Source organism: Pseudomonas sp. Irchel 3E20 (assembly GCF_900187645.1).
Classification (GTDB): Bacteria; Pseudomonadota; Gammaproteobacteria; order Pseudomonadales; family Pseudomonadaceae; genus Aquipseudomonas.
Genome location: NZ_FYEE01000003.1, coordinates 326,222 through 352,073, shown reverse-complemented (window position 1 = coordinate 352,073; position 25,852 = coordinate 326,222). Strand labels below are relative to the sequence as shown.

Genomic DNA, 25,852 nt, shown 5'->3' with positions numbered 1-25,852 from the left:
TCAATAAGGCCTGACGGCCAACACCTGTATAAGTAGACAGTATTATTCCACAGCGTTTGAAGATCGCCTACCCCTGTTTTGAGATTTCTGCCTCGGCATGCAGCAACAAGCCCTCTAGCGCGGCCTTCACCGTTTGTCGGCGGACATCGTCGCGGTTGCCGGGGAAGTGCCGCACCTCGCTCACTACCGCCTCTCCTACGCCCCAAGCCAGCCAAACGGTGCCCACCGGTTTATGCGGTGAACCACCGTCCGGCCCCGCCACACCACTGACCGCCACGGCAAAATGCGCCCCGCTTTTAGCCTGGGCGCCACGCACCATGGCCTCGACCACCTCGCGGCTCACCGCCCCAACCTGGTCGAACAAAGGCGCGGGCACGTCCAACTGGCGGGTTTTCTGGCGATTGGAATAGGTCACGTAACCGGCCTCGAACCACGCCGAACTGCCGGCAATGCGCGTGATCGCTTCGGCAATCCCGCCCCCGGTACAGGACTCGGCGGTGCTGACGTGGGCATTGAGCACCTGCAAACGCCGCCCCAGTTCAGCGGCAAGCTGAGTAATTTCGTCCATGACTGTCTCCCGGTCAGGTTGGCGAAACCACCACCCTACACGAGCCGCCTGCCCTGACAAGCCGCCCAGGCGCTCAAAATGTTAGCGCCCAATCGCCCGCACATAGGCCTGGCAGGCGCGCAGGGCAATCAGTCCCTGATCGCCGGCGTCGGTGATGGCGATAATTCGCTGAGCATGCGCTGGGTCAAGTCGGGCGCGCGCGGCGCCATGAACCACGCCGCCGGTGCCGGTAGCGGCGGGCACTGCACCGCCAGCGGCTGAACCCGCACCGTCGAGGAGGACTGACAGCCGCAGATCAGCAGTGGCAAGACGGTCGCGTAGGCGAGTCTGATTGCCTTGTGCATCGCTTAACTCCTGATAGTGCTGTTGGTCACTGGCCTGAAGCTGCTGCTCCAGCGCCAGACGTTGATCCTGGGCGGCCCGTAACCCACTCGCCGCCGCCACGGATAGCTGTTGCAGCGCCTGGGCGTGCAGACTGGCCTGCTCCGCCAACTGCCGCCCAAAACGCCACGCCTGAATTTGCCAGGAACCCGCCGCCGCACTGCCCGCCACCACGGCCAGCAACACAACGACGCCCGTCACCTGGAACCCCCTGGGCATCAGGCCGAAGGCTGGCATAACACCGCCCTCGCCCGTGCCCACAACTGCAAACGGTCCTGCAGCCCATTCAACCCGCCGTTGATCCGCCGGGTGATGCTGTTGAACTGATCCTGGTCCGCCAGCTCATTGAGCCCATAAAGCTGCCAAAACCACCCCGCCGACTCCGCAGCCCACTGCGGTTGCTCCAGCAATTGAGGTTGTTGGAGCAACCGCTCATCGCCAAACAACGCGAGGCTGCATTGCCGATAATTGGCGCGCCCGGTGATTTGCAAGAGGCCGCGGCCGCGGTAACACTGCCCATCTCCATCGGCCTCAGGCGTATTACCCAGGCGCCTTGCCAACGAACCGGTGTCGTACTTGCTCAGGTAGTGCTCACTGCCCAACTCACGCAGGTACTGCAATTGGCCAGACTCATGGCCCACCTGCGCGAGAAATGCAGCGATGCGTTTGGGTGTGGTGATTTGGTGATGAGGCATGGCGGCGTTAAGGGCAGAAATGAAAACGCCCGCTTGGGAGCGGGCGTTTGGGAGGATTTCTAGCAATTTTCGCAGAGTTAGTTGCATTTCCCTGATCTCTTTCAGTCATCTAAAGATGGAGCCCGCTCTAGTTATTTCTAGATAACCGCCTCAGGAGGAACCTCCACCACTGACACCGCGCCACTTTCTTCTACCTTGAATCCGTACCCCAACTGACCTCTTATCAATTTGAGATACTCGTCATCGGTCAATTCAATTCCATCTTCAATAACATCAAGCGATCCGTAGAAACCACCATCTTTTGGGCAGTAAAACATAATAAATCCCCTCTTATTTTCCGGTGCTTTGATAGTGAATAACGGGTACCCACCCTGTCATAGGAGTAGTGATGCTGACGCTGAAGGAGGTCAAGCTTTCGAGTGGTCCCGCAGTGAGCTTGTTTGACTTTATGAATACCAATGGTTCCGGCCCTTGCGCAGATGAGGGACGACCCGCCAAAGAAACAACCGTCTCAAAATGCTGAGATAGATAGGCTCTTGGCAACGTTACCGTATAAAAATGTGAGTACCACGTCACTCCCCCTACTACCTGAGGATTAAAGGCCCCTACTGCGCTGAGAGATACCGTTCCCCATTGGCGGATATCACCTCCTGGTGTTTTTTGGAATCCAGGGTTTACCAGGCTTTGGTTTGCTCCTGTAAACATACTGAGCGTGAGATCCGCTTTCTTGGAGTACGAAGATGCCCACCAACGAGTCGCATCCCTGGTTAAAGTTATCGTGTCCCCTTGCGCCAGCTGAATAGCTGACACGTTTCCAGCTTCAGGAACACTGATCGTTTCAGACCCACTTGGCACAATAGTGAAACTGGTGCTTGCGGTAAAAACGATAGTGCCACCGGTCGGTACTCCGACAATGGGCATCAACGTTTGGGTCGATCCGGCCGCTCCCTCGACAGAGATCAAGGCGCCGACATCTGCCGCAGCCAGGGTGGTGGAGGCGTTAAGGATCCGTTTAACCCCGCTCAGGCTGCCCAGTTGGGATTGATTGACCGCCTGACCAGAAGACACCCCGCGGACCACCTGCTGCGCCCCCCCACTGCTGGCAAGGATCACCCACGACCCGCCGCTCAGCGAGCTGTTGTACTGCAACCACGCATGGCCATTGGCGACTAATTCCCCGCCCTGGAGCGCTGCGTGTGCCGCGCCGACGATGGGCTTGGCGCCCAATCCGTTTGGGTTAAACGTGCTGGCACCGGTATTGGCAGTCTTGATCTTGACCCTCACAACCGTCCCATCAGTCAGTGTGGTCAGCGCCGGTGTGAATGCTGCGACGTAAACCCCGGCAGTCCCGGTGTCAGCCGCATAGTTGGTGGCAGACGCCTGGACAATCGAGCGAATGGCCGTGACCAGTTGATTCAAATCCGCCTCCGCCGGCACCAATCCGCCTGCGGTAATAACGTTCAACATCTCCTGCGTCACCGAGTTCCCCCACGCGGAAGGGATCAGCGACCCCGGCGTTCCCGCCACGGGGTTTTCGTCGACGAATTTGCCATTGACCAGCCCTACGCTGGGGATGCTTTTGGGGTAATCCATTTTTATTCCCTATTCATAGTTGATGTGCACCAGGGTGTGAGCCGGTGCGGTGCGGTGGATGAGGCATTCCAGGGCGCTGCTGGGGTTAACGCCGAAGCGTTCGCCCCAGTAGGTGGCGCCGAAGCGGCGGCCCAGCAGCAGGCGCCCGCCGGTGTTGAGGGTCCACATGAATTGCGCTTGCCAGGTGCCGAAGCGAGCGCTACCAAACCGTGAGCGGCCGAAACGCGGGGCGCGGTGTTCGGTGAGGGTGGCGTTGGGGTAGCCCTGGGTACGGGCGATGTCCAGGTAGTAGGCGATGCTCTGGTTGCCCACTGCCAGGAGCCGGCGGCGCACGGCGAGGCGGCGGTCGTCGAACAGCGGCGTGAGGCCCAGGCATGGGTCGGGCAGGTTCATCACCCGCTCCCAGTCCGGCACCAGTTCAGTGACCCCGGCCGGGTCCATTTCGTTGAGCAGGTCCACCGCGCGGGCGTCGATGCGCGCCAGTTCTTCGGCGAGGCCTTGCAGCACCTGGTGGAGTTCCGGCACCCGTTCCGGGTCCCAGGCCGGGCCGCTGGGGAGCAGTCTGCGCAGTTGTTCCTGGTATTGCCCGGCCGTTCTTATTCCAACCATGTGCAACCTCCAAAGGTCAGCAGTTGGTAGCTGGCGGCGGGTACATCGGCCAGGGGCGCCAGCAGCTTGTGATCGGTCTCGCCGGTGGCGCTGCTGATGGCTTCGGCGATGTGGCTCAGCAGCAAGGGTTCGCCCAACCCCGCTTCGCGGTTGTGCAGGTCACGCAGTTGCGCTTCGACGGCCGCGCGCACGGCGCTGGTGTCCGGGGTCAGGCGCAGGCGATAAGCCACTGCGACCGGCACCGGCGGCATGACTTGCACTTGAGCGGTCACCGGGCGCAACGGCTCGATGTGCGCCAGGACCCGGGCCAACTGCGGTGCACTCGGGATCGGTTGCGGGTCGTCGTCGCGCATCACGAAAACAGCAACGGTGCCCGGCCCCAGGAGGCCGCCGCGACACCAGGCGCGGGTGATGCCGGGGCATTCCAAGGCCCAGGTTTCATAGTCCTGGGCCGAACCGCCGTGGGGGATGATGCGGTACGAACGGATGACCCGGGCACGCAGCGACTCCAGGCTTTCCTGGGCGATGCCCCCGGCCAGGCCCGGCGCCAGCACGGTGAAGGCATTGCCGATGCCCTGGATTGGTTGCACCGGCATCAGCACCAAACCGGCGTCGGCGTTGCCCAAGGCCCCGGCGTCCAGGGCCATGACGGTGGCACTGTTGCTGCCCGCCACCGCCGTGCGCGGCGCGGTTACCCGGTACACGCGGCCATCCAAGGCTTGCAGCAGGGTGTCGGCATCCAGCACCGCGCCGGTGGCCGCGCTGAAACTCACCGTGCCGGTGGCGGCCTGGGCGGGTTTGCGCGGTTGGTTCAGGCGTAACGCGGCGATGCGCTCCAGGGTCGATTCATCGGCCTTATCCGGGAGGATCTGCTCGGCGATCCAGTCCAGGTAGCCATAGAGGCCATAGGCGGCGGCGCTCAGGGTGCGGGCCAGCACCTGGGCATCGGACTGGCGCAGCGCATCGCTGGCCAGGTCGCTTTGGGTGCGTTTAATCAGCACCGGCAGCGAAGGGGTTTCAAACGGCATAGGTCACCTGCCAACTGTCATTAGGGTTGATGTCCAGACGCTCGCCGCTGGCCAGGGTCAGCACCGTGCGCAGGTTCAGGCGCTGAGCGTCGAGGCGTTCGGTGCGGATGTCGATGGCGCTCACGTGGCCGTCGTCGATCAGCCATTGCAAGGCTTGCCGGGCATAGAACTCGGCGTCGCCCTGGGTCTGGCGGGTCAACTTGACCCGGCGCAGCAACCACAGCCGCGAGCCGATGCGGTCATCGGCCACCGTGGGAAAACTGTCGCCCCACCAGCCGAAACGCTCCTCGTCATCGAGGGCATCGTCAGCCGCCGCGCGGCGCCAAGTGAACAGGCTGATAAGCACGGCGCGGGTCAAGGCGCTGTGGAGGTCGTTGAGCAGCACCATCACGCGTCCCCCGCCGGGGCACTGGTCTGGCCCCTGCCCGGTTGTACATTGAGGTGAACGTGCTTGATTTGGCTGATACCACCGGCGATCTGGTCGCCTTGGGAGACGATCTTGCCGCTCTGGGTCAGGGTCGGCGTGTCGATGTTTACCGCCGTGGCCGCGCGGATGTTCAAGGTGTGGGTATCGATATCGATGATGCGCCCGCGCTTGAAGTGGACCTTGTCGCCTTCGTCGGTGTAGATCGCCACTTCGCCCGGCGCCAGGGCCTTGAGGCGGTAGCGGCGGTCAGCCACCACCAGCACCACCGCGTGGGAGCGGTCGCCGCCCAGAAAGGTGGCGATGCCTTCGGCCCCGGCCAGCGGGTGGCTGGTAAAACCGTAGGGCTCAAAGTGCTCCATGTCATCGTTCACTTCGCCAGCGGTGAGGCGCATTTGCAGCGATTGCAGTTTGCTCGCCGAGTTGGCGAGCACCACGGTGCCGCGCGCCAACAGGCGTGTCAGTAGGCTCATGGGGGTTTCCTTGTGAGGGGTTCAGCGGGCCGCGGGCAGTGCCGGGCTGGCGTCGAAGCTATGGGGCGGCGCCACGCTCAGGGTGCTGATGGCACCGCGTTCGGACAGCGACCAGGTGACCTTGGAGATCAGCATGTCCTGGTCAAAACCCAGTACCGGGTCGATCACCCGCACCAGGCTGTTGTGGCGCCACAGGGCGCCATTGGTTTGCCGCCAGCCCTGCACGCTGTAGGTGGCGGCCAACGCCTTGGCGCTGCGGGTGGCGCATTCCCAGTCGGCGCGCTGCTGGGCCAGCTCTGCCGTCAGTTGCGTGGGTTCGCTGATGACCGTGACCCGTTTGCGCGGCGCCCGGCCGTCCGTGGCCAGGCCCGCGACTTCCGCCACGGCGCTGCCGCTTTGGCGATCGTCACCCTTGTGCTGGCCGATCACCCTGTACTCGGAAAACACCGAGGTGTAATCCATCGCCGCGCTGGCCGAGAGGATGTTCTTGCCCAGTTCCAGGGCATCGGCCGCACGCCCGGCGCTACCGGGCTGCGCCAACACCACACGGCCCTGGGCATCGTCGGTGGAAAACACCCGGTACAGGGTCAGCAAGCGGTCGATGGACTGGAACACGGTTTCACCGGGCACGATGCTGTGGCTGCGCAAGCGTGCGGTCTGGGCGATCTCGCTGACCACGCCCACGCCATAGGGCGCGGCCAGGGCCTGGACGATGCTCAACACACTCTGCTCGCGCCACTGGCCGGGACGGTTGATTGCGGCGCAGTCCACCAGGTCCTGGGTGGTGGAACTGCCTTCGATGCTCAGGCTGATCTGCCGGCCGTCGTAGCTGACCGGCGCCTTGTAGACATGGCCGCTCAGCACCAGGTCGCAGCCGATCCGCACCTGGCAGCGGGCGCCGGGGCGGATGGGCACTGCCAGGGTCTGGCCCGGCCACTGCCAGGTGATGGCGAGGGTAAAGGAGCGGAACTGACGCTCTAGGTCGGCGCTGATTTGCACGCTTTTCCAGCCGCCATAATCCAGACCGTCCACGGTCAGGGTGACGGTATTTTCCAGGTCGGTCATGGCTTACTCCCGGGCGACTTTAAGGTCGGTGGGCGGCAAGAAACCCGGGTGGGGCACGCGGTTGCGCTGCACCACCTCCCCCACCCGCGTGGCGTCGCCAAAGCGCTGATACGCCAGCACCAGGGCCGGCAGGCTCTGCATCGGCGACAGCGTTATCAAGCGCACACCGGAGGAGGCCACCGCCGTCAGGTGCCCGAACACCTGCTGGCGCAAGGCGCTCAGGGCCTGGTAATGCTCGGCATCGGCCTTGAGGGCGGCTTGCCACAGCGCTTCATTGAGCGCCTCGCGCAGGGCCAGCACATCGTCGGCCACCGGCACTTCCAGGCGTTGCACCGGGCGCAGCGCCTGCTGCGCCAGGGACGGCGTGGCGTTCAAGGGCACGGCATTGGTGGCCACCGGCAGCGCCGCCAGCCAGTGGGCGATCTGCACCAGCAAGGCGTCCTGCACCAGGTTCGCCGTTGCCTGGGCGGCGGCGATGCTGTCCTTGCCGGTGGTCAACTGCGGCGCGTCGATCAGCCTCACCGCGTCAACCTGCTGGGACACTCCGGCGATCACCCCGCGATAGCCGCCGCGGGCGAAATCCTCGAGGTCCTTGAGGTCCCCCAGCAACCCCTTGAACTCGGCGCTCAACTGCCGCGGCAAGTCCTTGATGCCGTTGACCAGGGCATGAACGTCGGCATACAGGGCCACCAGCGGCGCAAAGTGCTGCTCGATCACCTGGTACACCGTCGCCAGGCCATTGCGCAGGGCCAGCACACCGATGCGCGCCTGCCTGACCAGCGCCATCGCCAGCTCGAAGCGGCGCAGGGCCGAGCCGAGCAGGCTGTGCGCCGCCAGCAGCAACTGCTGGCGGGTATTGACCGTGGCCGTGGGAAACTGCAGGGGCCGGTCGGGGTAGAACTTCAAGGCGAACGTCACCAAGCCGCCGTCCTGGCGGGCCTGGGTCATGTCGCATTCGCCTACCTTGACCTGCATGCGCCCCAACCACGGGTGCACCAGTTCGCCACTGCCCTGCTCCAACGCCTGGAGCAACAGGTCGCGCTGCTCCAGGCAATCGGCACCGACGATAAACGCCGTCAAGTCATGGACTTTGGCCTGCTGCCCCAAGCCTTCAAAGAACGGCTGGTCTCGTTGTGGGTATTCGTGCAACTGGCCCTTGTGGCCCACCGGGGTTTTCGCCTGGTCAACCCAAAACCCCACGCCGCGAAAAGACGCCGGCAACAAACGATCACGCCAGCTCATTGGAACCTCCTAAAGACAGGGAGCGATAACCGACGCGCGGCGTCAGGTTCAGGCCCGGTTGGTTGCTACGGGGCGGGTCGACCCGCAGGCCGGGCGGTGCGTTTTCAAAGCGCACCGTCAAGCCGCCCTCCACCTGCGCGCGGTGGTTGGCGGCGCTTTGCTGCACCAGTGCGCTGGCGCCCTGGGGCAGATGGCTGGATGCGGTCAGCGACGGCGCTGATGTGCTGGCACTGGCGCCGAAAAAACCCGCTGCTGGCGCGCCCTCGCCTTGTTGGTTGCGCTTGAGTTGCTGCTCAGTCAGGCCTTGGACCTCCCCGGTGATCTTGGCGATAAAACCACCGACGCTGCCGCCGAGCATTTCCCGAAAGGGTGCGAGCACGCCTTGCAGCTTTTGCCACCAACTGGCGAACCATTCAGTGACCGGCTCCCAGTGCTGGGTAATCAGCCCCAGGGGCGACCAGTCGAAAACACTGCCAAGCACCGCATACATCGCCAGGGCTTGCGCCTGGATACCGCCCCAGAGCGCGCTGAACACCTCGCCGATGCTGCCCCAATTGGCAATCACCAAGCCCAGCGGCGACCAGTTGAACAGCTCGCGCAAGAACCCCATGACCGGCACCGCCAGGGCCTGGAGCAATGCCCAGAGAGCTGCGAAGAGCCCGGTCAGTGGTGTCCAGTTGGCTATCACCAGGCCCAGCGGGCTGAAGCTGAACAGGCTTTTCAAACCGTCCATCAAGCCCTGGGCCGCCGTGCTGATGCCTTGCCAGAGGCTGGCGAGGAACCCGCTGATCGGCCCCCAGTTGGCCAACACCTGCCCCATGGGCGTGAAGGCGAACAGGGTTTTGAAAAACGCGGCCATGGGCAGCACCACGGGGGCGATTTTCTGCCATAGCCCGACAAAAAACGCCGACAGCGGTTGCCAGTTCGCCACGATCAACCCCGCCGCCAGGGCAATGCCCATGGCAATCAGGGTGAAAGGCGTGGCGCCCAGGGCGAGGCTGGCCAGTTCCAACGCCTGGGACGCCCCGGCGACCGCCCCTTGAATCGCGGTAAACGCCCCCACACCGCTCGCCAGGCCTTGCACCAGTTGCGGGTTGTCCACCAGCACCTGGGCCACGCCCGCCAACAGCGGCTCGAACCCCACCGCCACGGCGCTCACCGCCGGCAACAACGCCGCGCCGAACGCCACCGAGACACGCTGGGTACTGTCGCCGAACGCATTCAGCGCTTGCGCCGTATCCGCCGGTAACCGAGGCAGTTCCAGGCCCTGGGTGCTGCGGTTGACCTGCGCCACCTGTTCTTGAAACGCCAAAGCCGAGCGCACACCGTCGACAAAGGGCGCGGCCAACCCCTCACCCTTGACCAACCCGGCCACGTCCAGCGTGCCCAGGCCGGTGTCCGCCAGGTTCTGCTGGAAGCGCTCGACGGTCGCCCGCAGCCCTGCGAGTTTGGGCGATAACTGGTCGATGCCGGTCAACAGCACCGCGCGCCGTTCTACTTTTGCTGTGTCTGCCATCACTGCACCTGTGCCATTGCGTTGATCCGTTGTGCCTGCTGTAGAGACTCGCGCAGCACATCCAGCGACCTGGCCATCATCTGTTCGGGGTCAACCTTCCAGAACCAGGCTAGGTCGTAGGCCACCGCGATCAGGTCGGCGACGGTGGCGATGCCGCACTCATGAAAAAACCGGCGACGGCCCAACTCAGGCCGTTGAGGTCCGCCAGGTCCAGTTGGTTGACCGAGGATGGCGGGATGCCTGCGCACACCGCGATGTATTTAGCCGCCACGTCCATGTCCAGGCTGACCTCCTCGCTTTTGTCGATCTTGTAGGGCAACGCCTTGATGGCGCGCACTTCCTGCACCGTCGGGCGGCGCAGGGTGAGTTCGCCCAGCGGCTCGCCGTGGGCCTCAATGGCCACGCGCAACTTCACCGTGTCGCTCATTGCCAAGTCCCCTTGATGCCTTCGAACTTGAGTTCGATGGTCGCGTCGTCGCCCTTGGCCACCGGTTCTTCCACCAGGTAAGCACCGGCCAGCACATAGACCTTGCCGTTGCTGAACTCGCAGGTGACGGTCATATCGACGCCCGCGATCAACGGTTTGAGCGGGAAGTCCGGGGTGTACAGCGCCGTGACCTTGAACGACGGCGCGATGTCGGTTTCCTTGTAGAAACCCGGCACCACGGTTTCGCGTTTGACCGCCATCAGCGGGGCTTCGCAGCCGCCACTGATGGTCAGTTGCGCGCCGTCGACCTTGACGTAGCAGGTGCCTGCAATCAGTTGACCCATGATGTTTCTCCCAAAAAAAGTAAGCCCGCGCGCGGCGGGCTGAAAAATAGCGGTGTGGCGAAGCGCCTTAGGCGGCCGCGTCGTACTGCAGGCGGAATTGGTTGAGCAGGGCAAACACCCGCAGGCCATTGATGTAGTCGGGCGGGAACAGCACATTGACCCGGCTCGGGTCCTGGCTGTCGCGCTCCACAATCAAGTGCTCGGCGAACAACTCGGCGTTTTCCACGTGGCCTTCCTGTTCGAGCTTGGCGTACTGGGCAATCAGCTCGCCGCGCAGGGTGCTGGGCGTGACGATGGGCTGGCCGGCGCCGAACCGCGTGCCATCGCTGGCCAACTTATGGCGCCCGTACTTGCTGGTCATCACACTTTGCAGGCGGCGCACGATAAAGGCCGACTGGTGCATGGTTTCGCTGTCCAGGTAGGAATTGTCTGCCTGGCCGTAGGCGTTTTTCTGATAGGTGGTGATCGCCCGCTGAATGCGCAGGTAACCGCCCTCGTAGTACGCCGTGGCGATGCCGTAGCTGAGCAGCGACTGGCGCTCGGTCAGGGTGAACCGCTCACTGGCCGGCGCCGGGTCCAGGCCCGGCAGGCTGCCGCTTTGGGTCGGGCGGCTGGCGTCGGCCGAGATGAACACCGCTGTGCGCGCCGCCAGCGCTGCCGCCTGAACCCAGAAGGGTTGCGGCACACCGGGTTCCAGCGCCTGAATGGTCATGTGCTGGTCGTTGCGGGTCTGGCCGGCGGCGACCAACGTCCCCACCGTGCCGCGCTTGGCGGTATAGACATGGCCGAACAACTGCTTAGCCCAAGACCAGCGCCCCGAACTGTCATTCATCGCCCCCTGCCAGGCATTGAGGGTGGCCACATCCGACCACGGCAGGCAGATGAACTCGAACGGCTCATCCCCCAACGCCGCCAATGCCGCGACCTGGTCCGGTACGCCGACGCCGCCGGCCATTTTGGTGATGGCAATCGTCAGGCCCGCCGGGGTGTCTTCGCCATTGCTTTTGCCCAGGCGATTGAATTGCAGGCTGATGTCATTGCCACTGTCGCCAGTCCACTTGGCGCTGAGCTTGACCACGCCTTCCACCGCCGTGGCCAGCACCGGCAAATCCGCCGCTGCGTTGATTTTCAGGGCCAGGGCCGTGGCCGCTTGCACGGCGGTGGCGCCATTGACGATGGCGGCCTGCACCCGGGCGCCGCCCACATACAGGTTGAGCAGGCCGGCTTCAGTGGCCGTGCCGGTCAGTTTCAACTCAGCCTTGGCCGCACTGCCGGTAGCGTTGCGCAGTGGCAGGCACCAGACCTCACCCACCGGGTCGGTCTTGCGCCAGGCCTCGTACATCGCCGCCAGCATCGAGCCCTGGCCGGCGATTTTCTTTGCCAGTGCCAGGCTAGGCACCAGCACCAGGCTGCCCACTTCCGGGCCGGTCACGTCGTCGTTGACCTGGGCCACGATCAAGCGGCGCATGCTCGAAGAGGCACTGTTGGCCGCCGAGTTGTCCATTTCCGCATAGAACAGCGGAACACGCAGGTCCGCCGGGATGTTGCTGAATCCGATCGCCATTATTGGGCTTCCTGTGGTTTGGCCGCTTTCACGGCTTTAGTGGTGATATCGCCATCCGCCAGGCGGCGACGCCACCAAGCGCTGTCGGACACTTCGCGGCCTTCGGTGGGCAACAGGTCGCCCGCCTCCGGGTCCGGTACAACCCGGCCAGGGGCCGGTAGCACGGTGATGCGTTTGCTCATGGGTTCAACTCTCCAGAAAAAACCACTTCCAGGCGCCCGTCGGGGCCGGGACGTTGCAGGTTGGGGTCGGCCGGGTCGATGGCATCGACCCGCACCGTGACCCCGGACAAAGACGGCAAGCCGTCCAATTCATGCTCTTGCCAGGTCTGCGCCGGGTCCTTGGCCTGGCGGCGGCCCAACTGACACTCGGCGAAAAAATCCAGCTGATACAGCCCGCGCTGTGCATCCAGCGCCAGCCACTCGCCGCCGCCGTACTCGACCCCCGCATAACCGCTACCCGGCCGGAACCCCACGAGCGCGCACCAAACCTCGGCACGCAACTCATGCAATTGATCCAGAGCGGCGGCGCCTTGGGTGGCGTCTACCACCAGCAGCACGGCGAAGCGGTCGCGGATGATCTGGCACGTGGCGTTTTGCGCCTTGTTCTCAGCGGCGCGGTCGCCCAGCCCACGGACCTGGGCACAGGGGGTTTGCACTGGGGTGGGCGATTGCAGGGCCGGTGGGTCGATCCCCACCGATACCCGTTGGGCGAGGCTGGGGCAGTAGTCACGTAGTTGAGTGAGGATTGGGCTGATTTTCATGGGGGTTACCAGGAAGTGAACGACCCGCGCGGGGCGGGCTGGGGCCAGGAAAAGGGTTGGGCCGGGGTGGCGCTATCGATCGTCACTGGGGGTGCGCGGCGGCACTTCACACACCCCCATGCGCCGCGCCGCCCAGCGTTCGTACAAGCCAATCGCCACATCGGCGCCGGCCATCGCGGTGAGGCAGCCAATGGCGCATGCGGTCCAGATAGACGTGCCGGCGGCATACAGCAGCATGAAGGCCGAAACGCCGCACACCACGCAGGCGCCGGAGCGCAGGGCGAGGCGGCGCAGCAGCGACCAGCCGCGGGCGCCCTCCTTGTCGGCGCGCCACATTTCGCCGCTGACGCCGCCCAGCAAGGCCAGGGCGATGACCAGCCAGAGCGGCATGTCCAGCAACGCTTGTTGCTCGTTTGTCATGTCACGCCTCCTTCAATTGATGGGCGCTCGGGTAGAGGGATGCGGTAGGCATTGCCAAAAGCCCGGTCACCCAGGCTTTTGAAAATGCGGTCCTTGATCTTTCGGCGCGACTGGCGCGGTACGGATCCATTCAAATTGTTCCTCCGACCGCGACCCTGTCCGCCGGATAACTGCTTACGGTGCTTTACGCTGCACACCCGGGTCAGTTGCCAACCCTCTGAACTGTTGAGGCCAGTTCATCGCTGCCTTTGCCATGGAACTAAAGAGCGTCGTTGCAAGCCGTTGTCGGGCGGCTTGAGACAAAGACTATGCATGTATGCATATACAGTCAATGCATAAATGCATTTATTTATGCGTAGAGAATGCACTGGCGCATAAAAAGCCCGCAAACAAAGGCCTGGATAGTTTTCAATCGGCGAAAAAAAACCCGCACGGCGGCGGGTTTTATCTGACGTGGGAGTGGTTAACGGGCGTACATGCCCCACCAGAAGACGTGGCCAAGGATGACGATCTGCTCATCCTGGATCTCCTGGAAGCTGTAGTCCTCATCCGGATGTTCATCGCGGTTGAAGCTGCGCAGGCGGATCCCGGTGGGCAGGCGATACAGCTGCTTTACGCGCAACTGGCCATTGTGGTTGATGGCGTACAGGTCGCCGTCGATGATGTCGCCAATGGACGACTTCCCGGCATTGACCCCCACCGTCGCGCCGTCGCGCAGTACCGGCAGCATGCTATTACCGCGCACGGTCACGCACTTGGCCTGGTCGAACTGCACACCGTTGTGGCGCAGGCTGCGTTTGCCGAAGCGCAGGCTAGAGCGCTCGCTCTCCTCAATGACGAATCTTCCTGATCCTGCTGCCAATTCAACCTCGCGAAGAAAGGGCACGGACACCTCGTCGTCATCGAGCGGGGTGTCGTCGTCCCACAAACTTATGTCCTTGAGTTCCGCATGCTGCCCATCGAGGGCCGCGTCCCGTGCAGGCGCAATCGGCACACGCCCACGCAACTGTTCGGTGCTCACGCGAAAATACTCGGCGAGCTTGGAGATGTGCTTGTCCGAAGGGTCGACAATCTTGCCGCCGAGAATCCGCGACAGAGTGGATTGAGGCACACCCGTGCGACGGTGAAGCTCCGTAGGGGAGATCCCGTGGCTATCGAGCAGCTCTCTTAAGACGATAGATACGTTGCGTTTTTGCATAACGCGCATAGTGAGGGTTCTACGCGCCGATGACAAATGCCAATTTGCATTTTTTTATGCATAAAGCGTGCATGAATATTCACAAAGGACTTACCCCTTGGCGCCTGCGTGTGGCCGACCGCCCATGGTAACCTTGCGCCCATTGCGAAAAGCCGGGCCAGACAGCCCCTTTGCCCCACCACTTTCGACGAATCCGCCTGAATATCCGATGAGCAAAACGACCTCCGACCTGTCCGCGCACACCCCGATGATGCAGCAATACTGGCGCCTGAAAAATCAGCACCCCGACCAGTTGATGTTCTACCGCATGGGCGATTTCTACGAGATCTTCTACGAAGATGCGAAGAAAGCCGCGAAATTGCTGGACATCACCCTGACCGCCCGCGGACAGTCGGCGGGGCAGGCGATTCCAATGTGCGGGATCCCTTATCACGCCGCCGAAGGCTACCTGGCCAAACTGGTCAAGCTGGGCGAGTCGGTGGTGATCTGCGAGCAGGTCGGCGACCCGGCAACCAGCAAAGGCCCGGTGGACCGCCAAGTGGTGCGCATCATTACCCCGGGCACGGTCAGTGACGAGGCGTTGCTGGATGAGCGCCGCGACAACCTGATTGCCGCGTTGTTGGGCGATGAGCGTTTGTTCGGCCTGGCGGTGCTGGACATCACCAGCGGCAACTTCACCGTGCTGGAGATCAAGGGCTGGGAAAACCTGTTGGCGGAGTTGGAGCGGGTCAACCCGGTGGAACTGCTGATCCCCGACGATTGGCCCAAGGACCTGCCGGCCGAGAAGCGCCGTGGCGTGCGCCGTCGCGCGCCGTGGGATTTCGAGCGCGACTCGGCGTTCAAGAGCCTGTGCCAGCAGTTTTCCACCCAGGACCTCAAGGGCTTTGGTTGCGAGAACCTGACCCTGGCCATCGGCGCCGCCGGGTGCCTGCTCAGTTATGCCAAGGAAACCCAGCGCACCGCCCTGCCCCACTTGCGCAGCCTGCGCCACGAACGCCTGGACGACACCGTGGTGCTCGACGGTGCCAGCCGTCGCAACCTGGAGCTGGACACCAACCTGGCCGGCGGGCGCGACAACACCCTGCAATCGGTGGTCGACCGTTGCCAGACCGCCATGGGCAGCCGCCTGCTGACCCGCTGGCTGAATCGCCCACTGCGCGACCTGCAGGTCTTGCAGGCGCGCCAGAGCTCGATCACCTGCCTGCTGGACGGTTATCGCTTTGAGAAGCTGCAACCGCAGCTCAAGGAAATCGGCGATATCGAGCGGATCCTGGCGCGGATCGGCCTGCGTAACGCGCGCCCACGGGACTTGGCGCGCCTGCGCGATGCCCTGGGCGCGCTGCCGCAGTTGCAAGTGGCCATGACCGAGCTGGAAGCCCCGCACCTGAGCCAATTGGCGCACACCACCAGCACCTACCCGGAACTGGCGGCGCTGCTGGAAAAAGCCATCATCGACAACCCGCCCGCCGTAATCCGCGACGGCGGCGTGCTGAAAACCGGCTACGACAGCGAACTCGACGAACTGCAATCCCTGAGTGAGAACGCCGGGCAGTTTCTGATCGACCTCGAAGCCCGGGAAAAGGCCCGCACCGGCCTGGCCAACCTCAAAGTCGGCTACAACCGTATTCACGGCTACTTTATCGAGCTGCCCAGCAAGCAAGCCGAGTCGGCACCCGCCGACTACATCCGCCGCCAGACTCTCAAAGGCGCCGAACGCTTTATCACCCCGGAACTCAAGGCCTTCGAGGACAAGGCGCTATCGGCCAAGAGCCGCGCCCTGGCCCGGGAAAAAATGCTCTATGAAGCCCTGCTCGAAGACCTGATCGGCCAATTACCGCCGCTGCAAGACACCGCCGCCGCGCTGGCCGAATTGGATGTGCTGAGCAACCTGGCCGAGCGGGCCCTGAACCTGGACTTGAACTGCCCGCGCTTTGTCAGCGAGCCATGCATGCGCATCACCCAGGGCCGCCACCCGGTGGTGGAGCAAGTACTGACCACGCCTTTCGTGGCCAACGACCTGAGCCTGGACGACAGCACCCGCATGCTGGTGATAACCGGGCCGAACATGGGCGGTAAATCCACCTATATGCGGCAAACGGCGCTGATCGTGCTGCTGGCCCACATCGGCAGCTTCGTCCCGGCGGCCAGTTGCGAGCTGTCACTGGTGGACCGCATCTTCACCCGCATCGGCTCCAGCGACGACCTGGCCGGCGGGCGCTCGACCTTCATGGTGGAAATGAGCGAAACCGCGAACATCCTGCACAACGCCACCGAACGCAGCCTGGTGCTGATGGACGAGGTTGGCCGCGGTACCAGCACCTTTGACGGTTTGTCCCTCGCGTGGGCTGCGGCCGAACGCCTGGCCCATTTGCGCGCCTATACGCTGTTCGCCACCCACTATTTCGAGCTGACCGTCCTACCGGAAAACGAGCCGCTGGTGGCCAACGTCCACCTCAACGCCACCGAACATAACGAGCGCATCGTGTTCCTCCACCACGTACTGCCAGGGCCGGCCAGCCAGAGTTATGGCCTGGCGGTGGCGCAACTGGCGGGCGTGCCCAGCGAGGTCATTACGCGGGCACGCGAACACCTGAGCCGTCTGGAGACCACCAGCCTGCCCCATGAAGCGCCCAAGCCGACCAAAGGCAAGCCCGCGCCTCCGCAACAAAGCGACATGTTCGCCAGCCTGCCCCATCCGGTGCTGGATGAATTGGCCAAACTTGACCTGGACGACTTGACTCCGCGAAAAGCGCTCGAATTGCTCTATGCACTGAAGACTCGGGTCTAACGCACGGGCGTGCAAGCTGATAGACTCTCGCGCGGTTTGGGATGCTGCGTGGCCATTAGCCTGACTCGCAGACTATCGCTCCCAACCCTCGCGAGCCCGTCTTGGAAGGGCTCGCAGCCGCCGCCTGAGGAGAAAATTAGAATGACCTTCGTCGTCACCGACAACTGCATCAAGTGCAAGTACACCGACTGCGTAGAAGTCTGTCCGGTGGACTGCTTTTACGAAGGCCCGAACTTCCTGGTGATTCACCCGGATGAGTGCATCGACTGCGCACTCTGCGAGCCAGAATGCCCGGCCGTGGCCATCTTCAGCGAAGATGAAGTGCCCGAAGATATGCAGGAGTTCATCCAGTTGAACGTTGAGCTGGCGGAAATCTGGCCCAACATTACGGAAAAGAAAGAATCTTTGCCCGATGCCGAAAAGTGGGATGGCGTCAAAGGCAAGATCAAGGATCTGGAACGCTGATTACCGCGCGTCCACCGAAAAGGCCCCTTGCGGGCCTTTTTGCTGCCCCGGATTTGGCTTGCGTGTACTTTTTCGCAGGCAAAAAAAGGGGCGGTTTGACCCGCCCACATTTTTTCCCTAATCCCTGTGTTCCTTTTCATCGTCCTGATGAATCGCGTCCTGCGATGTCCTTAAACCCTCTTCCTTGAAGGCTGTGTCTGTCCGTTGACACAGTTCTGATACTAATGGGTTCTGCGCCGAGAACAATCGGCCACGGAGAGCGGACTGCTTGGCTTAATCCACCGCAAACAAAAAAATAAACCTATAAATCAATAAGATAAAAAACACATCAGGAAAAAATAGGCATCTACCGGCTAATAAAAAACCAAACACCTACGAAAGAGTAAGCCTAGGCTTACACGCGCCGAAGGTTAAGCCTGAAGACTTGGGGGGAACTGAGGCAGTGGTGCCTACAACCAAAAACGCCCCGGGCCGATAAGGCCCGAGGCGTCATAGATACCAAAGAGCCGCCCCCGCAGCCCTGAGGCCTGCGGGGGCGACTTGGCTATCTAGGTTTACAGCTTGCCGGCGTTTTCGGTCAGGTACGCTGCAACGCCTTCTGGCGAAGCGTTCATGCCCTTGTCGCCTTTTTTCCAGTTGGCCGGGCAGACTTCGCCGTGCTCTTCGTGGAATTGCAGCGCGTCAACCAGACGGATCAACTCTTCCATGTTACGGCCCAGCGGCAGGTCGTTGATGATCTGGGAGCGGACAACGCCCTTGTCGTCGATCAGAAACGCGCCACGGAACGCTACGCCGCCTTCGGATTCAACGTCGTAGGCTTTGGCGATGTCGTGCTTCATGTCGGCAGCCATGGTGTATTTGACTTTGCCGATGCCGCCATCATTGATGGCAGTGTTGCGCCAGGCGTTGTGGGTGAAGTGGGAGTCGATGGAAACGGCAACGACTTCAACGTTACGTGCCTTGAAATCGTCCATGCGGTGATCCAGAGCAATCAGCTCGGATGGGCAGACGAAGGTGAAGTCCAGCGGGTAGAAGAACACCAGGCCGTATTTGCCTTTGATGGCCGAGGACAGGGTAAAGCTGTCAACGATTTCGCCATTGCCGAGTACGGCGGGAACGGTGAAGTCTGGGGCTGGTTTGCCGACGAGTACGCTCATTGGATATCTCCTGGTGTGATGGAGTTAAAGGACGAGATCGCGCCCAGCCTGCCACGGATAAGCGACAGGCCTGTGACTCGATCTCCCTTCGCAAGGACCGACCATCATACACCGCGACTTTGCCCTGTCCTTAGCGGTTTTTGAAAAGCGCCTCAAAAGCGGGCACTCGACCTGTTGCGCCCGTTCGTCGGGCAAAACCTCAAGCCGGGTATTGCCCCACAGAAACAACTTTGACAATCATTCTCGTTAACATTAAGATCCGTCCCAATTGAGCCACAACCTTGCGACGGTTCTCCTATATGTATGTCTGCCTGTGCACTGGCGTCACCGACGGAAAAATCCGCGACGCCATCTACGAAGGTTGCTGCAGCTACCGCGAAGTACGCCAAGCCACCGGCGTCGCCAGCCAATGCGGAAAATGCGCCTGCCTCGCCAAGCAAGTGGTACGTGAAACCCTCACCGAGCTGCAAAGCAGCCGTGCGGCGATTCCCTACCCTGTGGAATTTTCCGTCGCATAACTAACGCATTTCAAAGAACCGGACTTAGTGTCCGGTTTTTTTATGCCCATAATTCAACCGCTTAGCGTTCAGACGCGGAACACAAACATTCTTATTCCGATTAATTTTCATTTATTATTCAACAACTTAGGTTTGACACTTATGAGTACGCAGCTCAAACTCCATTTTATATACCGCGAATAAAGGACAGGGCCCCACCATGAAAGGCGACGTGACAGTCATTCAACATCTCAACAAGATCCTTGCCAATGAGCTGGTCGCGATCAATCAATACTTCCTGCATGCCCGCATGTACGAAGATTGGGGCCTGAACAAACTCGGCAAGCATGAGTACAAAGAATCCATCGATGAGATGAAGCACGCGGACAAGCTCATCAAGCGCATCCTGTTCCTCGAAGGCCTGCCTAACGTGCAAGACCTGGGCAAGCTGCACATCGGCGAGCACACCAAGGAAATGCTGGAGTGCGACCTGCGGATCGAGAAGACCGGCCACGCCGACCTCAAGGCCGCCATCGCCCACTGCGAAGTCTCTGGCGATTTCGGCAGCCGCGAGCTGCTCGAAGATATCCTGGAATCGGAAGAAGAACATATCGACTGGCTGGAAACTCAACTTGGCCTGATCGACAAAGTAGGTATTGAGAACTATCTGCAATCGCAGATGGGTGAATAACCCAAGTTAGCCTCAATAAAAAAGCCCCGCTCTCTTATATGAAGAAGCGGGGCTTTTTATTGCCTGCAATCCAGGCTCGCCGTGAAACGTCTGCGGGACCGGAAGGGCCCGTTCCCGCAGAAGCAATCAGGCTTCTGTCTTGCCAGCGGCCGCTTTTTCAACGGCGGCCTTGATGGTGGTCTGCAACGAACCGTCTGCGGCCATCTCGGTCATGATGTCGCTACCGCCGACCAGTTCACCGCCCACCCACAGTTGTGGAAAGGTTGGCCAGTTGGCGTACTTAGGCAGGTTGGCGCGGATTTCCGGGTTCTGCAGGATGTCCACGTATGCGAACTTTTCGCCACAGCCCATGACGGCCTGGGCCGCTTTGGCCGAGAAGCCGCACTGCGGGGCATTCGGCGAGCCTTTCATGTAAAGCAGAACGGTGTTGTTGGCGATCTGCTCTTTAATAGTTTCGATGATATCCATGAAGCACCTCGGCTGAACTTTCCGACTCAGGGTCGGCACGGTGGCGCATTGTAACGGAAAGCCGAGCCCTATGCTCGGTCTCCCAGTGCCGTCACCGACCAACCGCCATCAAGCCGCCACCACGGTTACCGGCACGCCGTTGAGCGCCGCGTTGCCGGACAGGTGATCCAGTTGCCGTTCATCGGTCAAGTCGTTGGCACTGGCCCCCGGTTGGCCGCTGGCGATTTCCATTTGTACGCCGGGGCGCGCATGGCCCCAACCGTGGGGCAGGCTGACCACACCCGGCATCATGTCGGCACTGGCCAGCACCTCCACCTCGATGGCGCCAATGCGCGAGCTGATGCGCACCCGCTGGCCGTCGCTCAGGCCACGGTGCGCCAAGTCGTCGGGATTCATCAGCAACTGGTGGCGCGGCTTGCCTTTAACCAGGCGATGGTAGTTGTGCATCCACGAATTATTGCTGCGCACATGGCGCCGCCCGATCATCAGCAGCTCATCGGCCGCCGGTGCCTGTAACGCGGCAAAGCGCTGCAGGTCGGCGAGCATCTGCGCGGGCGCGGCCTGAATGCGCTGGTTGGCGGTTTTCAGCCGCGGGGCGAGGTTGGCTTTGAGTGCCCCCAGGTCTACGCCATGGGGGTGGTCGAGCAGCGTGGCGAGAGACAACTGTTGCGCCGCGCCATCGCCATAACGGCCCGCCCGCAAGCCCCGGTCGATCATCTGCGCCGGGGCCATGGTCGGCTTGAGCTCTTTGCCCGTATGGGCGGCGAACGCCTGGGCCAGGCCGACAAAGATCTCCCAGTCATACAGCGCGCCATCGGGCTTGGGCAGGATCGCCCGGTTGAAACGGCTGACGTTACGCACCGCGAACATATTGAACGTGGTGTCGTAGTGATCGTTCTCCAGCGAGGACGTGGACGGCAGGATCAGGTCGGCATAACGGGTGGTTTCGTTGATATACAGATCGACACTGACCATGAACTCCAGGCCATCGAGCGCCTGCTCCAGTTGCCGGCCGTTGGGGGTGGACAGCACCGGGTTGCCGGCCACGGTAATCAGCGCCCGCACCTGGCCCTCGCCTTCGGTGAGCATCTCTTCGGCCAGGGCCGAAACCGGCAGTTCACCGCCGTATTCGGCCAGCCCCGAGACCCGGCTCTGCCACTGGTTGAAATGCCCGCCCGAGGTGGATGCCACCAGGTCCACCGCCGGCTCGGTGCACAGTGCGCCGCCGACCCGGTCGAGGTTGCCGGTCACCAAGTTGATGAGCTGCACCAGCCAATGGCACAAGGTGCCGAAGGCCTGGGTCGAGACGCCCATGCGCCCATAGCAGACCGCCGAGGGGGCTGCGGCGAAGTCCCGGGCCAACTGGCGGATCTGCGCCGCCGGCACCGCGCACAGTGGGCTCATCGCCTCGGGACCGAACCGGCTGATGGCCGCGCGCACCTCGGGCAAGCCGTCCACCGGCAAGTGGCTGTCGCGGGTCAGGCCTTCTTCAAACAAGGTGTTGAGCACGCCAAACAACAACGCCGCATCGCCGCCGGGGCGCACGAACAGGTGCTGGTTGGCCATGGCTGCGGTTTCGCTGCGCCGCGGATCGACGACCACAACTTTGCCGCCGCGAGCCTGGATGGCTTTGAGGCGTTTTTCCACGTCCGGCACGGTCATGATGCTGCCGTTGGACGCTAGCGGATTGGCCCCCAGGATCAGCATGAAATCGGTGTGGTCGATGTCCGGGATCGGTAGCAGAAAACCGTGGCCGTACATCAGGTAGCTGCTCAAGTGATGGGGCAACTGGTCCACCGAAGTCGCGGAGAAGCGATTGCGCGTCTTGAGCAAGCCAAGGAAGTAGTTGCTATGGGTCATCAGCCCATAGTTGTGCACGCTGGGGTTGCCCTGGTACACCGCCACCGCGTTGGCCCCATGGCGCGCCTGGATCGCCGCCAAACGCTCGGCCACCAGGGCGAAGGCCTCGGGCCAGCCGATGGCCTGCCACTGGTTGCCGACGCGGCGCATGGGTTGGCGCAAGCGGTCCGGGTCATTCTGGATGTCTTGCAGCGCTACGGCTTTGGGGCAGATATGGCCACGGCTGAAGGTGTCCAGGGCATCGCCCTTGATCGAGGTGATACGCGGCGCGGCGCCGTCCTCGGTGGTGGTCTCGATGGTCAAGCCGCAAATGGCTTCGCACAGGTGGCAGGCACGGTGATGGAGAGTCTTGGTCATGGCCAGTCTCTTGTTGTGTTCGGGCAACCCGCAACGGGCTGCAAAGCCAAAACTATGGTGCCAGAACGCCCCGCGCACCAGAGACGTTCGCCTTGTGAATCGAGCGGCATCAGGCCAGCCGATACCGGCCAAGCCCCGCCTTGTTTGCCAAGGCGCAGGGGCGCAGTGTACAAATGCCCCTCGCGACCACTCGGTCGCCCCTGCAAAACGCCCAAAACCTTAGCCCTATTGGAAAAACGCGACATTTAATGTCAGTATCGCGCCTTTCCCCATTTCGTCGCCCCGTGCGGCTTTCGCCGCAGGTCTCGCCCGTTTTCTAAATTAAACAAGGCTTTGAGCATCTGCGGTCCGTTGCAAAAAGGTAGTTAATGATGAGCGCAAGGCACTTTCTCTCCCTGATGGATTGCACGCCCGAAGAGCTGGTCAGCGTGATCCGTCGCGGCATCGAGTTGAAGGACCTGCGTAACCGCGGCGTTCTCTTCGAGCCCCTGAAAAACCGCGTTCTGGGAATGATCTTCGAGAAGTCCTCGACCCGCACCCGCCTCTCTTTCGAGGCCGGCATGATCCAGCTCGGCGGCCAGGCGATCTTCCTTTCGCCGCGCGACACCCAATTGGGCCGTGGCGAGCCGATCGGCGATTGCGCCATCGTCATGTCGCGCATGCTGGACGCGGTGATGATCCGCACCTTCGCCCACAGCACCCTCACCGAATTCGCCGCCAACTCCCGCGTGCCGGTCATCAATGGCCTGTCCGACGACCTGCACCCGTGCCAGTTGCTCGCCGATATGCAGACGTTCCTCGAACATCGCGGCTCGATCCAGGGCAAAACCGTGGCCTGGATCGGCGACGGCAACAATATGTGCAACAGCTATATAGAAGCGGCGATCCAATTCGACTTCCAATTGCGCATCGCCTGCCCCGAAGGCTACGAACCCAACCCCGAGTTCGTGGCCAAGGCCGGTGCGCGGGTGACCATCGTGCGTGACCCGCGCGAAGCGGTCCGCGGCGCGCACCTGGTGAGCACCGATGTCTGGACCTCCATGGGCCAGGAAGAAGAAACCGCCAAGCGCCTCAAGCTGTTCGCCCCGTTCCAGGTCAATCGCGCCCTGCTCGACACCGCTGCCGAGGACGTCCTGTTCATGCATTGCCTGCCCGCCCACCGGGGCGAAGAAATCAGCGTCGACCTGCTTGACGACCCACGCTCGGTGGCCTGGGACCAGGCAGAAAACCGCCTCCACGCACAAAAGGCTCTGCTCGAGTTCCTGGTGCCACCGTCGTACCACCACGCATGAGCCAGCCACTACTGCTTAACCTGCGCAACCTCGCTTGCGGCTATCAGGATCAACGGGTGGTGCAGAACCTCAACCTGCACCTCAACGCCGGCGACATCGGCTGCCTGCTCGGCTCTTCCGGTTGCGGCAAGACCACCACCCTGCGGGCCATTGCCGGTTTCGAGCCGGTGCACGAAGGCGATATCAGCCTGGCCGGCGAAGTCATCTCCAGTGCCGGTTTCACCCTGGCGCCGGAGAAACGTCGCATCGGTATGGTGTTCCAGGACTACGCGCTGTTTCCGCACCTGAGCGTGGCCGAAAACATTGCCTTCGGTATCCGCAAGCACCCGCAAAAACAGCGGGTGGTGGAGGAGTTGCTGGAACTGGTCAACCTGAAAAACCTCGGCAAGCGCTTCCCCCACGAGTTGTCCGGCGGCCAGCAACAGCGCGTCGCCCTGGCCCGCGCCCTGGCGCCTGAGCCGCAATTGCTGCTGCTCGACGAGCCGTTCTCCAACCTCGACGGTGAGCTGCGGCGCAAGCTCAGCCACGAAGTGCGGGACATCCTCAAAAGCCGTGGCACCAGCGCGATCCTGGTCACCCATGACCAGGAAGAAGCCTTCGCCGTCAGCGACCACGTGGGCGTGTTCAAGGAGGGGCGCCTGGAGCAATGGGATACGCCCTACAACCTCTACCACGAACCGCTGACGCCTTTTGTCGCGAGTTTTATCGGCCAGGGGTACTTCATTCGCGGCCAACTCGACACCCCGGAGTCGGTGCAAACCGAACTCGGCCTGCTGCGCGGCAACCGCGCCTACACCTGGCCGACCGGCGGCGCGGTGGACGTGCTGCTGCGCCCGGACGACATCGTCTACGCCCCGGACAGCGCCCTCCAGGCGCGGATCGTCGGCAAGACCTTCCTCGGCGCCTCGACTCTGTACCGTTTGCAACTGCCCACCGGCAGCCAGTTGGAATCGATCTTCCCCAGCCACGCCGACCACCAGGTTGGCGCGGATGTGGGAATTCGCGTGGCGGCCGAGCACCTGGTGCTGTTCCAGGCCAGCGGCAGCATGGCGGCGCAGATTCGCGCCGAGGAATCGGGTGTGCGGCGCTATAGCACCGCCAGCTAGGACCCCAGAGGCGTAGCAAGCAAGCTTGCTACGCCACGTCGATCAACAGCGTGCCGCGTGCCACCAACCGCGCCTGCCCGCCGATCTTCACCCGCTCGCCTTCCAGGCGACAGAACAACGCCCCTCCACGCGCCGAGCACTGATAGGCGTTCAGCTCGGCCTTGCCCAGGCGTTCGGCCCAGTAAGGGATCAACAGGCAATGGGTGGAGCCGGTGACCGGGTCTTCGTCGATACCGATGGCCGGGGCGAAGTAACGCGAAACGAAATCGTGGCCGCTGCCCCGGGCGGTGACGATCGCGCCCAACCACGGCAATTGCGCCAGGGCCGCCATGTCCGGCTGGCAAGCGCGCACCGCTTGCTCCGACTCCAGCACCACCAACAACTCGTTGGATTCCCACACCTGCAGGGGCTTAACCCCCAACGCGGCCTCGATCGCGGCACTGGCTTCAATCGGGCGCGGCTCGATCAGCGGGAAATCCAGCCACAAACGGTCGCCTTCGCGGGTAACGCTCAAAGGCCCGGACTGGCTGGCAAATTCCAGGCGCTCGGCCGGCTCTTTATAGATCTCGAACAGCACATGGGCGCTGGCCAGGGTGGCATGGCCGCACAGCGGCACTTCGGTAGCGGGGGTAAACCAGCGGATATGCCAGCCTGCGCCCTGACGCACCACGAATGCGGTTTCGGCCAGGTTGTGCTCGGCGGCGATGTTCTGCATCAACTCATCACTCAACCACTGCTCAAGGCGGTAGACCATCGCCGGGTTGCCCGCGAACGGCCGATCGCTGAATGCATCGACCTGATAGAACTCAAGGGCCATCGCTCTTCTCCTCATTGTGAAGTGAGCGAGCATGGCGCCCGGCG

General features: G+C 62.5%; 29 protein-coding genes. 6 read left to right on the top strand and 23 right to left on the bottom strand.

Annotation, left to right across the window (positions count from 1 at the left end):
* Window positions 1-67: 67 nt before the first annotated feature.
* From CKW13_RS07925 to CKW13_RS07835, 19 genes are all read right to left on the bottom strand, one after another.
* The gene (locus CKW13_RS07925; RefSeq protein WP_095108036.1) at window positions 68-568 is read right to left on the bottom strand and encodes a CinA family protein; all 501 of its coding nucleotides are present in this window, start codon (window positions 566-568) and stop codon (window positions 68-70) included.
* Between the two features lie 81 nt (window positions 569-649).
* Window positions 650-1,186: a lysis system i-spanin subunit Rz gene (locus tag CKW13_RS07920; protein ID WP_095108035.1), complete on the bottom strand. Its 537-nt coding sequence runs from the start codon at window positions 1,184-1,186 to the stop codon at window positions 650-652.
* Window positions 1,168-1,731, bottom strand: a complete 564-nt coding sequence (locus CKW13_RS07915; protein WP_095108034.1) for a glycoside hydrolase family 19 protein — start codon at window positions 1,729-1,731, stop codon at window positions 1,168-1,170. Before CKW13_RS07915 ends, CKW13_RS07920 begins: the two co-directional genes overlap by 19 nt.
* Window positions 1,732-1,781: 50 nt before the next feature.
* Window positions 1,782-1,961, bottom strand: coding sequence for a hypothetical protein (locus tag CKW13_RS07910; protein WP_095108033.1), 180 nt, complete (start codon window positions 1,959-1,961; stop codon window positions 1,782-1,784).
* 13 nt (window positions 1,962-1,974) lie between these two features.
* A complete protein-coding gene (locus CKW13_RS24720; protein ID WP_256576534.1) occupies window positions 1,975-3,237 on the bottom strand; it encodes a hypothetical protein in 1,263 nt (420 codons plus the stop codon).
* A 9-nt stretch (window positions 3,238-3,246) separates the two neighbouring features.
* A complete protein-coding gene (locus tag CKW13_RS07900; protein ID WP_095108032.1) occupies window positions 3,247-3,846 on the bottom strand; it encodes a YmfQ family protein in 600 nt (199 codons plus the stop codon).
* Window positions 3,834-4,874, bottom strand: coding sequence for a baseplate J/gp47 family protein (locus CKW13_RS07895; RefSeq protein WP_095108031.1), 1,041 nt, complete (start codon window positions 4,872-4,874; stop codon window positions 3,834-3,836). Before CKW13_RS07895 ends, CKW13_RS07900 begins: the two co-directional genes overlap by 13 nt.
* Entirely contained in the window at window positions 4,864-5,262 is a 399-nt protein-coding gene (locus CKW13_RS07890) for a phage GP46 family protein (RefSeq protein ID WP_095108030.1), read from the bottom strand. Before CKW13_RS07890 ends, CKW13_RS07895 begins: the two co-directional genes overlap by 11 nt.
* Complete coding sequence (locus CKW13_RS07885) at window positions 5,262-5,771, bottom strand: phage baseplate assembly protein V (protein ID WP_095108029.1); 510 nt, start codon at window positions 5,769-5,771, stop codon at window positions 5,262-5,264. Before CKW13_RS07885 ends, CKW13_RS07890 begins: the two co-directional genes overlap by 1 nt.
* Window positions 5,772-5,792: 21 nt before the next feature.
* A complete protein-coding gene (locus tag CKW13_RS07880) occupies window positions 5,793-6,836 on the bottom strand; it encodes a phage baseplate assembly protein (RefSeq protein WP_095108028.1) in 1,044 nt (347 codons plus the stop codon).
* Window positions 6,837-6,839: 3 nt separating this feature from the next.
* Entirely contained in the window at window positions 6,840-8,078 is a 1,239-nt protein-coding gene (locus CKW13_RS07875; RefSeq protein ID WP_095108027.1) for a DNA circularization protein, read from the bottom strand.
* Window positions 8,065-9,594 (bottom strand): phage tail protein, encoded by a 1,530-nt coding sequence (locus tag CKW13_RS07870; protein WP_095108026.1) that lies wholly within the window; start codon window positions 9,592-9,594, stop codon window positions 8,065-8,067. Before CKW13_RS07870 ends, CKW13_RS07875 begins: the two co-directional genes overlap by 14 nt.
* 130 nt (window positions 9,595-9,724) lie before the next feature.
* A complete protein-coding gene (locus CKW13_RS07865) occupies window positions 9,725-10,021 on the bottom strand; it encodes a phage tail assembly protein (protein WP_095108025.1) in 297 nt (98 codons plus the stop codon).
* On the bottom strand, window positions 10,018-10,365 hold the full coding sequence (locus CKW13_RS07860; RefSeq protein WP_095108024.1) for a phage tail tube protein: 348 nt from the start codon (window positions 10,363-10,365) through the stop codon (window positions 10,018-10,020). The genes CKW13_RS07865 and CKW13_RS07860 overlap by 4 nt, the downstream gene beginning before the upstream one ends.
* Window positions 10,366-10,432: 67 nt before the next feature.
* Window positions 10,433-11,929: a phage tail sheath subtilisin-like domain-containing protein gene (locus CKW13_RS07855; protein ID WP_095108023.1), complete on the bottom strand. Its 1,497-nt coding sequence runs from the start codon at window positions 11,927-11,929 to the stop codon at window positions 10,433-10,435.
* A complete protein-coding gene (locus tag CKW13_RS07850; protein ID WP_095108022.1) occupies window positions 11,929-12,111 on the bottom strand; it encodes a DUF2635 domain-containing protein in 183 nt (60 codons plus the stop codon). Before CKW13_RS07850 ends, CKW13_RS07855 begins: the two co-directional genes overlap by 1 nt.
* The gene (locus CKW13_RS07845; RefSeq protein WP_095108021.1) at window positions 12,108-12,692 is read right to left on the bottom strand and encodes a hypothetical protein; all 585 of its coding nucleotides are present in this window, start codon (window positions 12,690-12,692) and stop codon (window positions 12,108-12,110) included. The genes CKW13_RS07850 and CKW13_RS07845 overlap by 4 nt, the downstream gene beginning before the upstream one ends.
* Window positions 12,693-12,764: 72 nt before the next feature.
* The gene (locus tag CKW13_RS07840; protein ID WP_095108020.1) at window positions 12,765-13,112 is read right to left on the bottom strand and encodes a phage holin family protein; all 348 of its coding nucleotides are present in this window, start codon (window positions 13,110-13,112) and stop codon (window positions 12,765-12,767) included.
* 463 nt (window positions 13,113-13,575) lie between these two features.
* Window positions 13,576-14,319, bottom strand: coding sequence for an XRE family transcriptional regulator (locus CKW13_RS07835; RefSeq protein ID WP_095108019.1), 744 nt, complete (start codon window positions 14,317-14,319; stop codon window positions 13,576-13,578).
* Between the two features lie 199 nt (window positions 14,320-14,518).
* Between CKW13_RS07835 and mutS the strand changes: the two genes are divergently transcribed.
* Both mutS and fdxA read left to right on the top strand, forming a co-directional pair.
* A complete protein-coding gene (gene mutS / locus CKW13_RS07830) occupies window positions 14,519-17,098 on the top strand; it encodes a DNA mismatch repair protein MutS (protein WP_095108018.1) in 2,580 nt (859 codons plus the stop codon).
* A gap of 141 nt (window positions 17,099-17,239) precedes the next feature.
* Window positions 17,240-17,563, top strand: coding sequence for a ferredoxin FdxA (fdxA, locus tag CKW13_RS07825; RefSeq protein WP_095108017.1), 324 nt, complete (start codon window positions 17,240-17,242; stop codon window positions 17,561-17,563).
* Between the two features lie 554 nt (window positions 17,564-18,117).
* Here fdxA and CKW13_RS07820 read toward each other — a convergent pair.
* Complete coding sequence (locus CKW13_RS07820; protein ID WP_095108016.1) at window positions 18,118-18,720, bottom strand: peroxiredoxin; 603 nt, start codon at window positions 18,718-18,720, stop codon at window positions 18,118-18,120.
* Window positions 18,721-19,019: 299 nt separating this feature from the next.
* Here CKW13_RS07820 and CKW13_RS07815 point away from each other — a divergent pair, with 299 nt between their 5' ends.
* Window positions 19,020-19,238, top strand: a complete 219-nt coding sequence (locus CKW13_RS07815) for a bacterioferritin-associated ferredoxin (protein ID WP_095108015.1) — start codon at window positions 19,020-19,022, stop codon at window positions 19,236-19,238.
* Between the two features lie 199 nt (window positions 19,239-19,437).
* Window positions 19,438-19,908 carry a bacterioferritin gene (gene bfr / locus CKW13_RS07810; RefSeq protein ID WP_095108014.1) on the top strand — a complete coding sequence of 157 codons (471 nt, stop codon included), beginning with the start codon at window positions 19,438-19,440 and terminating at the stop codon, window positions 19,906-19,908.
* Window positions 19,909-20,034: 126 nt separating this feature from the next.
* Here the strand turns inward: bfr and grxD are convergent, their stop codons facing one another.
* A complete protein-coding gene (grxD, locus tag CKW13_RS07805) occupies window positions 20,035-20,376 on the bottom strand; it encodes a Grx4 family monothiol glutaredoxin (protein ID WP_095108013.1) in 342 nt (113 codons plus the stop codon).
* Window positions 20,377-20,484: 108 nt separating this feature from the next.
* The gene (locus CKW13_RS07800) at window positions 20,485-22,593 is read right to left on the bottom strand and encodes a molybdopterin oxidoreductase family protein (protein WP_095108012.1); all 2,109 of its coding nucleotides are present in this window, start codon (window positions 22,591-22,593) and stop codon (window positions 20,485-20,487) included.
* Window positions 22,594-22,964: 371 nt separating this feature from the next.
* On the opposite strand from CKW13_RS07800, the gene argF reads away from it, so the two are divergent.
* On the top strand, window positions 22,965-23,885 hold the full coding sequence (gene argF, locus CKW13_RS07795; protein WP_095108011.1) for an ornithine carbamoyltransferase: 921 nt from the start codon (window positions 22,965-22,967) through the stop codon (window positions 23,883-23,885).
* Entirely contained in the window at window positions 23,882-24,991 is a 1,110-nt protein-coding gene (locus CKW13_RS07790) for an ABC transporter ATP-binding protein (RefSeq protein WP_095108010.1), read from the top strand. Before argF ends, CKW13_RS07790 begins: the two co-directional genes overlap by 4 nt.
* A gap of 28 nt (window positions 24,992-25,019) precedes the next feature.
* Here the strand turns inward: CKW13_RS07790 and CKW13_RS07785 are convergent, their stop codons facing one another.
* A complete protein-coding gene (locus CKW13_RS07785) occupies window positions 25,020-25,808 on the bottom strand; it encodes a PhzF family phenazine biosynthesis protein (RefSeq protein ID WP_095108009.1) in 789 nt (262 codons plus the stop codon).
* Window positions 25,809-25,852: the final 44 nt, after the last annotated feature.

Coding starts and splice junctions, on each gene's coding strand:
- CKW13_RS07925 (WP_095108036.1), bottom strand. CDS start 568: ATGGACGAAATTACTCAGCTTGCCGCTGAACTGGGGCGGCGTTTGCAG.
- CKW13_RS07920 (WP_095108035.1), bottom strand. CDS start 1,186: ATGCCAGCCTTCGGCCTGATGCCCAGGGGGTTCCAGGTGACGGGCGTC.
- CKW13_RS07790 (WP_095108010.1), top strand. CDS start 23,882: ATGAGCCAGCCACTACTGCTTAACCTGCGCAACCTCGCTTGCGGCTAT.
- bfr (WP_095108014.1), top strand. CDS start 19,438: ATGAAAGGCGACGTGACAGTCATTCAACATCTCAACAAGATCCTTGCC.
- CKW13_RS07840 (WP_095108020.1), bottom strand. CDS start 13,112: ATGACAAACGAGCAACAAGCGTTGCTGGACATGCCGCTCTGGCTGGTC.
- CKW13_RS07895 (WP_095108031.1), bottom strand. CDS start 4,874: ATGCCGTTTGAAACCCCTTCGCTGCCGGTGCTGATTAAACGCACCCAA.
- fdxA (WP_095108017.1), top strand. CDS start 17,240: ATGACCTTCGTCGTCACCGACAACTGCATCAAGTGCAAGTACACCGAC.
- CKW13_RS07865 (WP_095108025.1), bottom strand. CDS start 10,021: ATGAGCGACACGGTGAAGTTGCGCGTGGCCATTGAGGCCCACGGCGAG.
- CKW13_RS07855 (WP_095108023.1), bottom strand. CDS start 11,929: ATGGCGATCGGATTCAGCAACATCCCGGCGGACCTGCGTGTTCCGCTG.
- CKW13_RS07900 (WP_095108032.1), bottom strand. CDS start 3,846: ATGGTTGGAATAAGAACGGCCGGGCAATACCAGGAACAACTGCGCAGA.
- CKW13_RS07880 (WP_095108028.1), bottom strand. CDS start 6,836: ATGACCGACCTGGAAAATACCGTCACCCTGACCGTGGACGGTCTGGAT.
- CKW13_RS07845 (WP_095108021.1), bottom strand. CDS start 12,692: ATGAAAATCAGCCCAATCCTCACTCAACTACGTGACTACTGCCCCAGC.
- CKW13_RS07800 (WP_095108012.1), bottom strand. CDS start 22,593: ATGACCAAGACTCTCCATCACCGTGCCTGCCACCTGTGCGAAGCCATT.
- CKW13_RS07820 (WP_095108016.1), bottom strand. CDS start 18,720: ATGAGCGTACTCGTCGGCAAACCAGCCCCAGACTTCACCGTTCCCGCC.
- CKW13_RS07785 (WP_095108009.1), bottom strand. CDS start 25,808: ATGGCCCTTGAGTTCTATCAGGTCGATGCATTCAGCGATCGGCCGTTC.
- CKW13_RS07885 (WP_095108029.1), bottom strand. CDS start 5,771: ATGAGCCTACTGACACGCCTGTTGGCGCGCGGCACCGTGGTGCTCGCC.
- CKW13_RS07870 (WP_095108026.1), bottom strand. CDS start 9,594: ATGGCAGACACAGCAAAAGTAGAACGGCGCGCGGTGCTGTTGACCGGC.
- CKW13_RS24720 (WP_256576534.1), bottom strand. CDS start 3,237: ATGGATTACCCCAAAAGCATCCCCAGCGTAGGGCTGGTCAATGGCAAA.
- argF (WP_095108011.1), top strand. CDS start 22,965: ATGAGCGCAAGGCACTTTCTCTCCCTGATGGATTGCACGCCCGAAGAG.
- CKW13_RS07835 (WP_095108019.1), bottom strand. CDS start 14,319: ATGCGCGTTATGCAAAAACGCAACGTATCTATCGTCTTAAGAGAGCTG.
- CKW13_RS07850 (WP_095108022.1), bottom strand. CDS start 12,111: ATGAGCAAACGCATCACCGTGCTACCGGCCCCTGGCCGGGTTGTACCG.
- CKW13_RS07815 (WP_095108015.1), top strand. CDS start 19,020: ATGTATGTCTGCCTGTGCACTGGCGTCACCGACGGAAAAATCCGCGAC.
- mutS (WP_095108018.1), top strand. CDS start 14,519: ATGAGCAAAACGACCTCCGACCTGTCCGCGCACACCCCGATGATGCAG.
- CKW13_RS07890 (WP_095108030.1), bottom strand. CDS start 5,262: ATGGTGCTGCTCAACGACCTCCACAGCGCCTTGACCCGCGCCGTGCTT.
- grxD (WP_095108013.1), bottom strand. CDS start 20,376: ATGGATATCATCGAAACTATTAAAGAGCAGATCGCCAACAACACCGTT.
- CKW13_RS07915 (WP_095108034.1), bottom strand. CDS start 1,731: ATGCAACTAACTCTGCGAAAATTGCTAGAAATCCTCCCAAACGCCCGC.
- CKW13_RS07860 (WP_095108024.1), bottom strand. CDS start 10,365: ATGGGTCAACTGATTGCAGGCACCTGCTACGTCAAGGTCGACGGCGCG.
- CKW13_RS07910 (WP_095108033.1), bottom strand. CDS start 1,961: ATGTTTTACTGCCCAAAAGATGGTGGTTTCTACGGATCGCTTGATGTT.
- CKW13_RS07875 (WP_095108027.1), bottom strand. CDS start 8,078: ATGAGCTGGCGTGATCGTTTGTTGCCGGCGTCTTTTCGCGGCGTGGGG.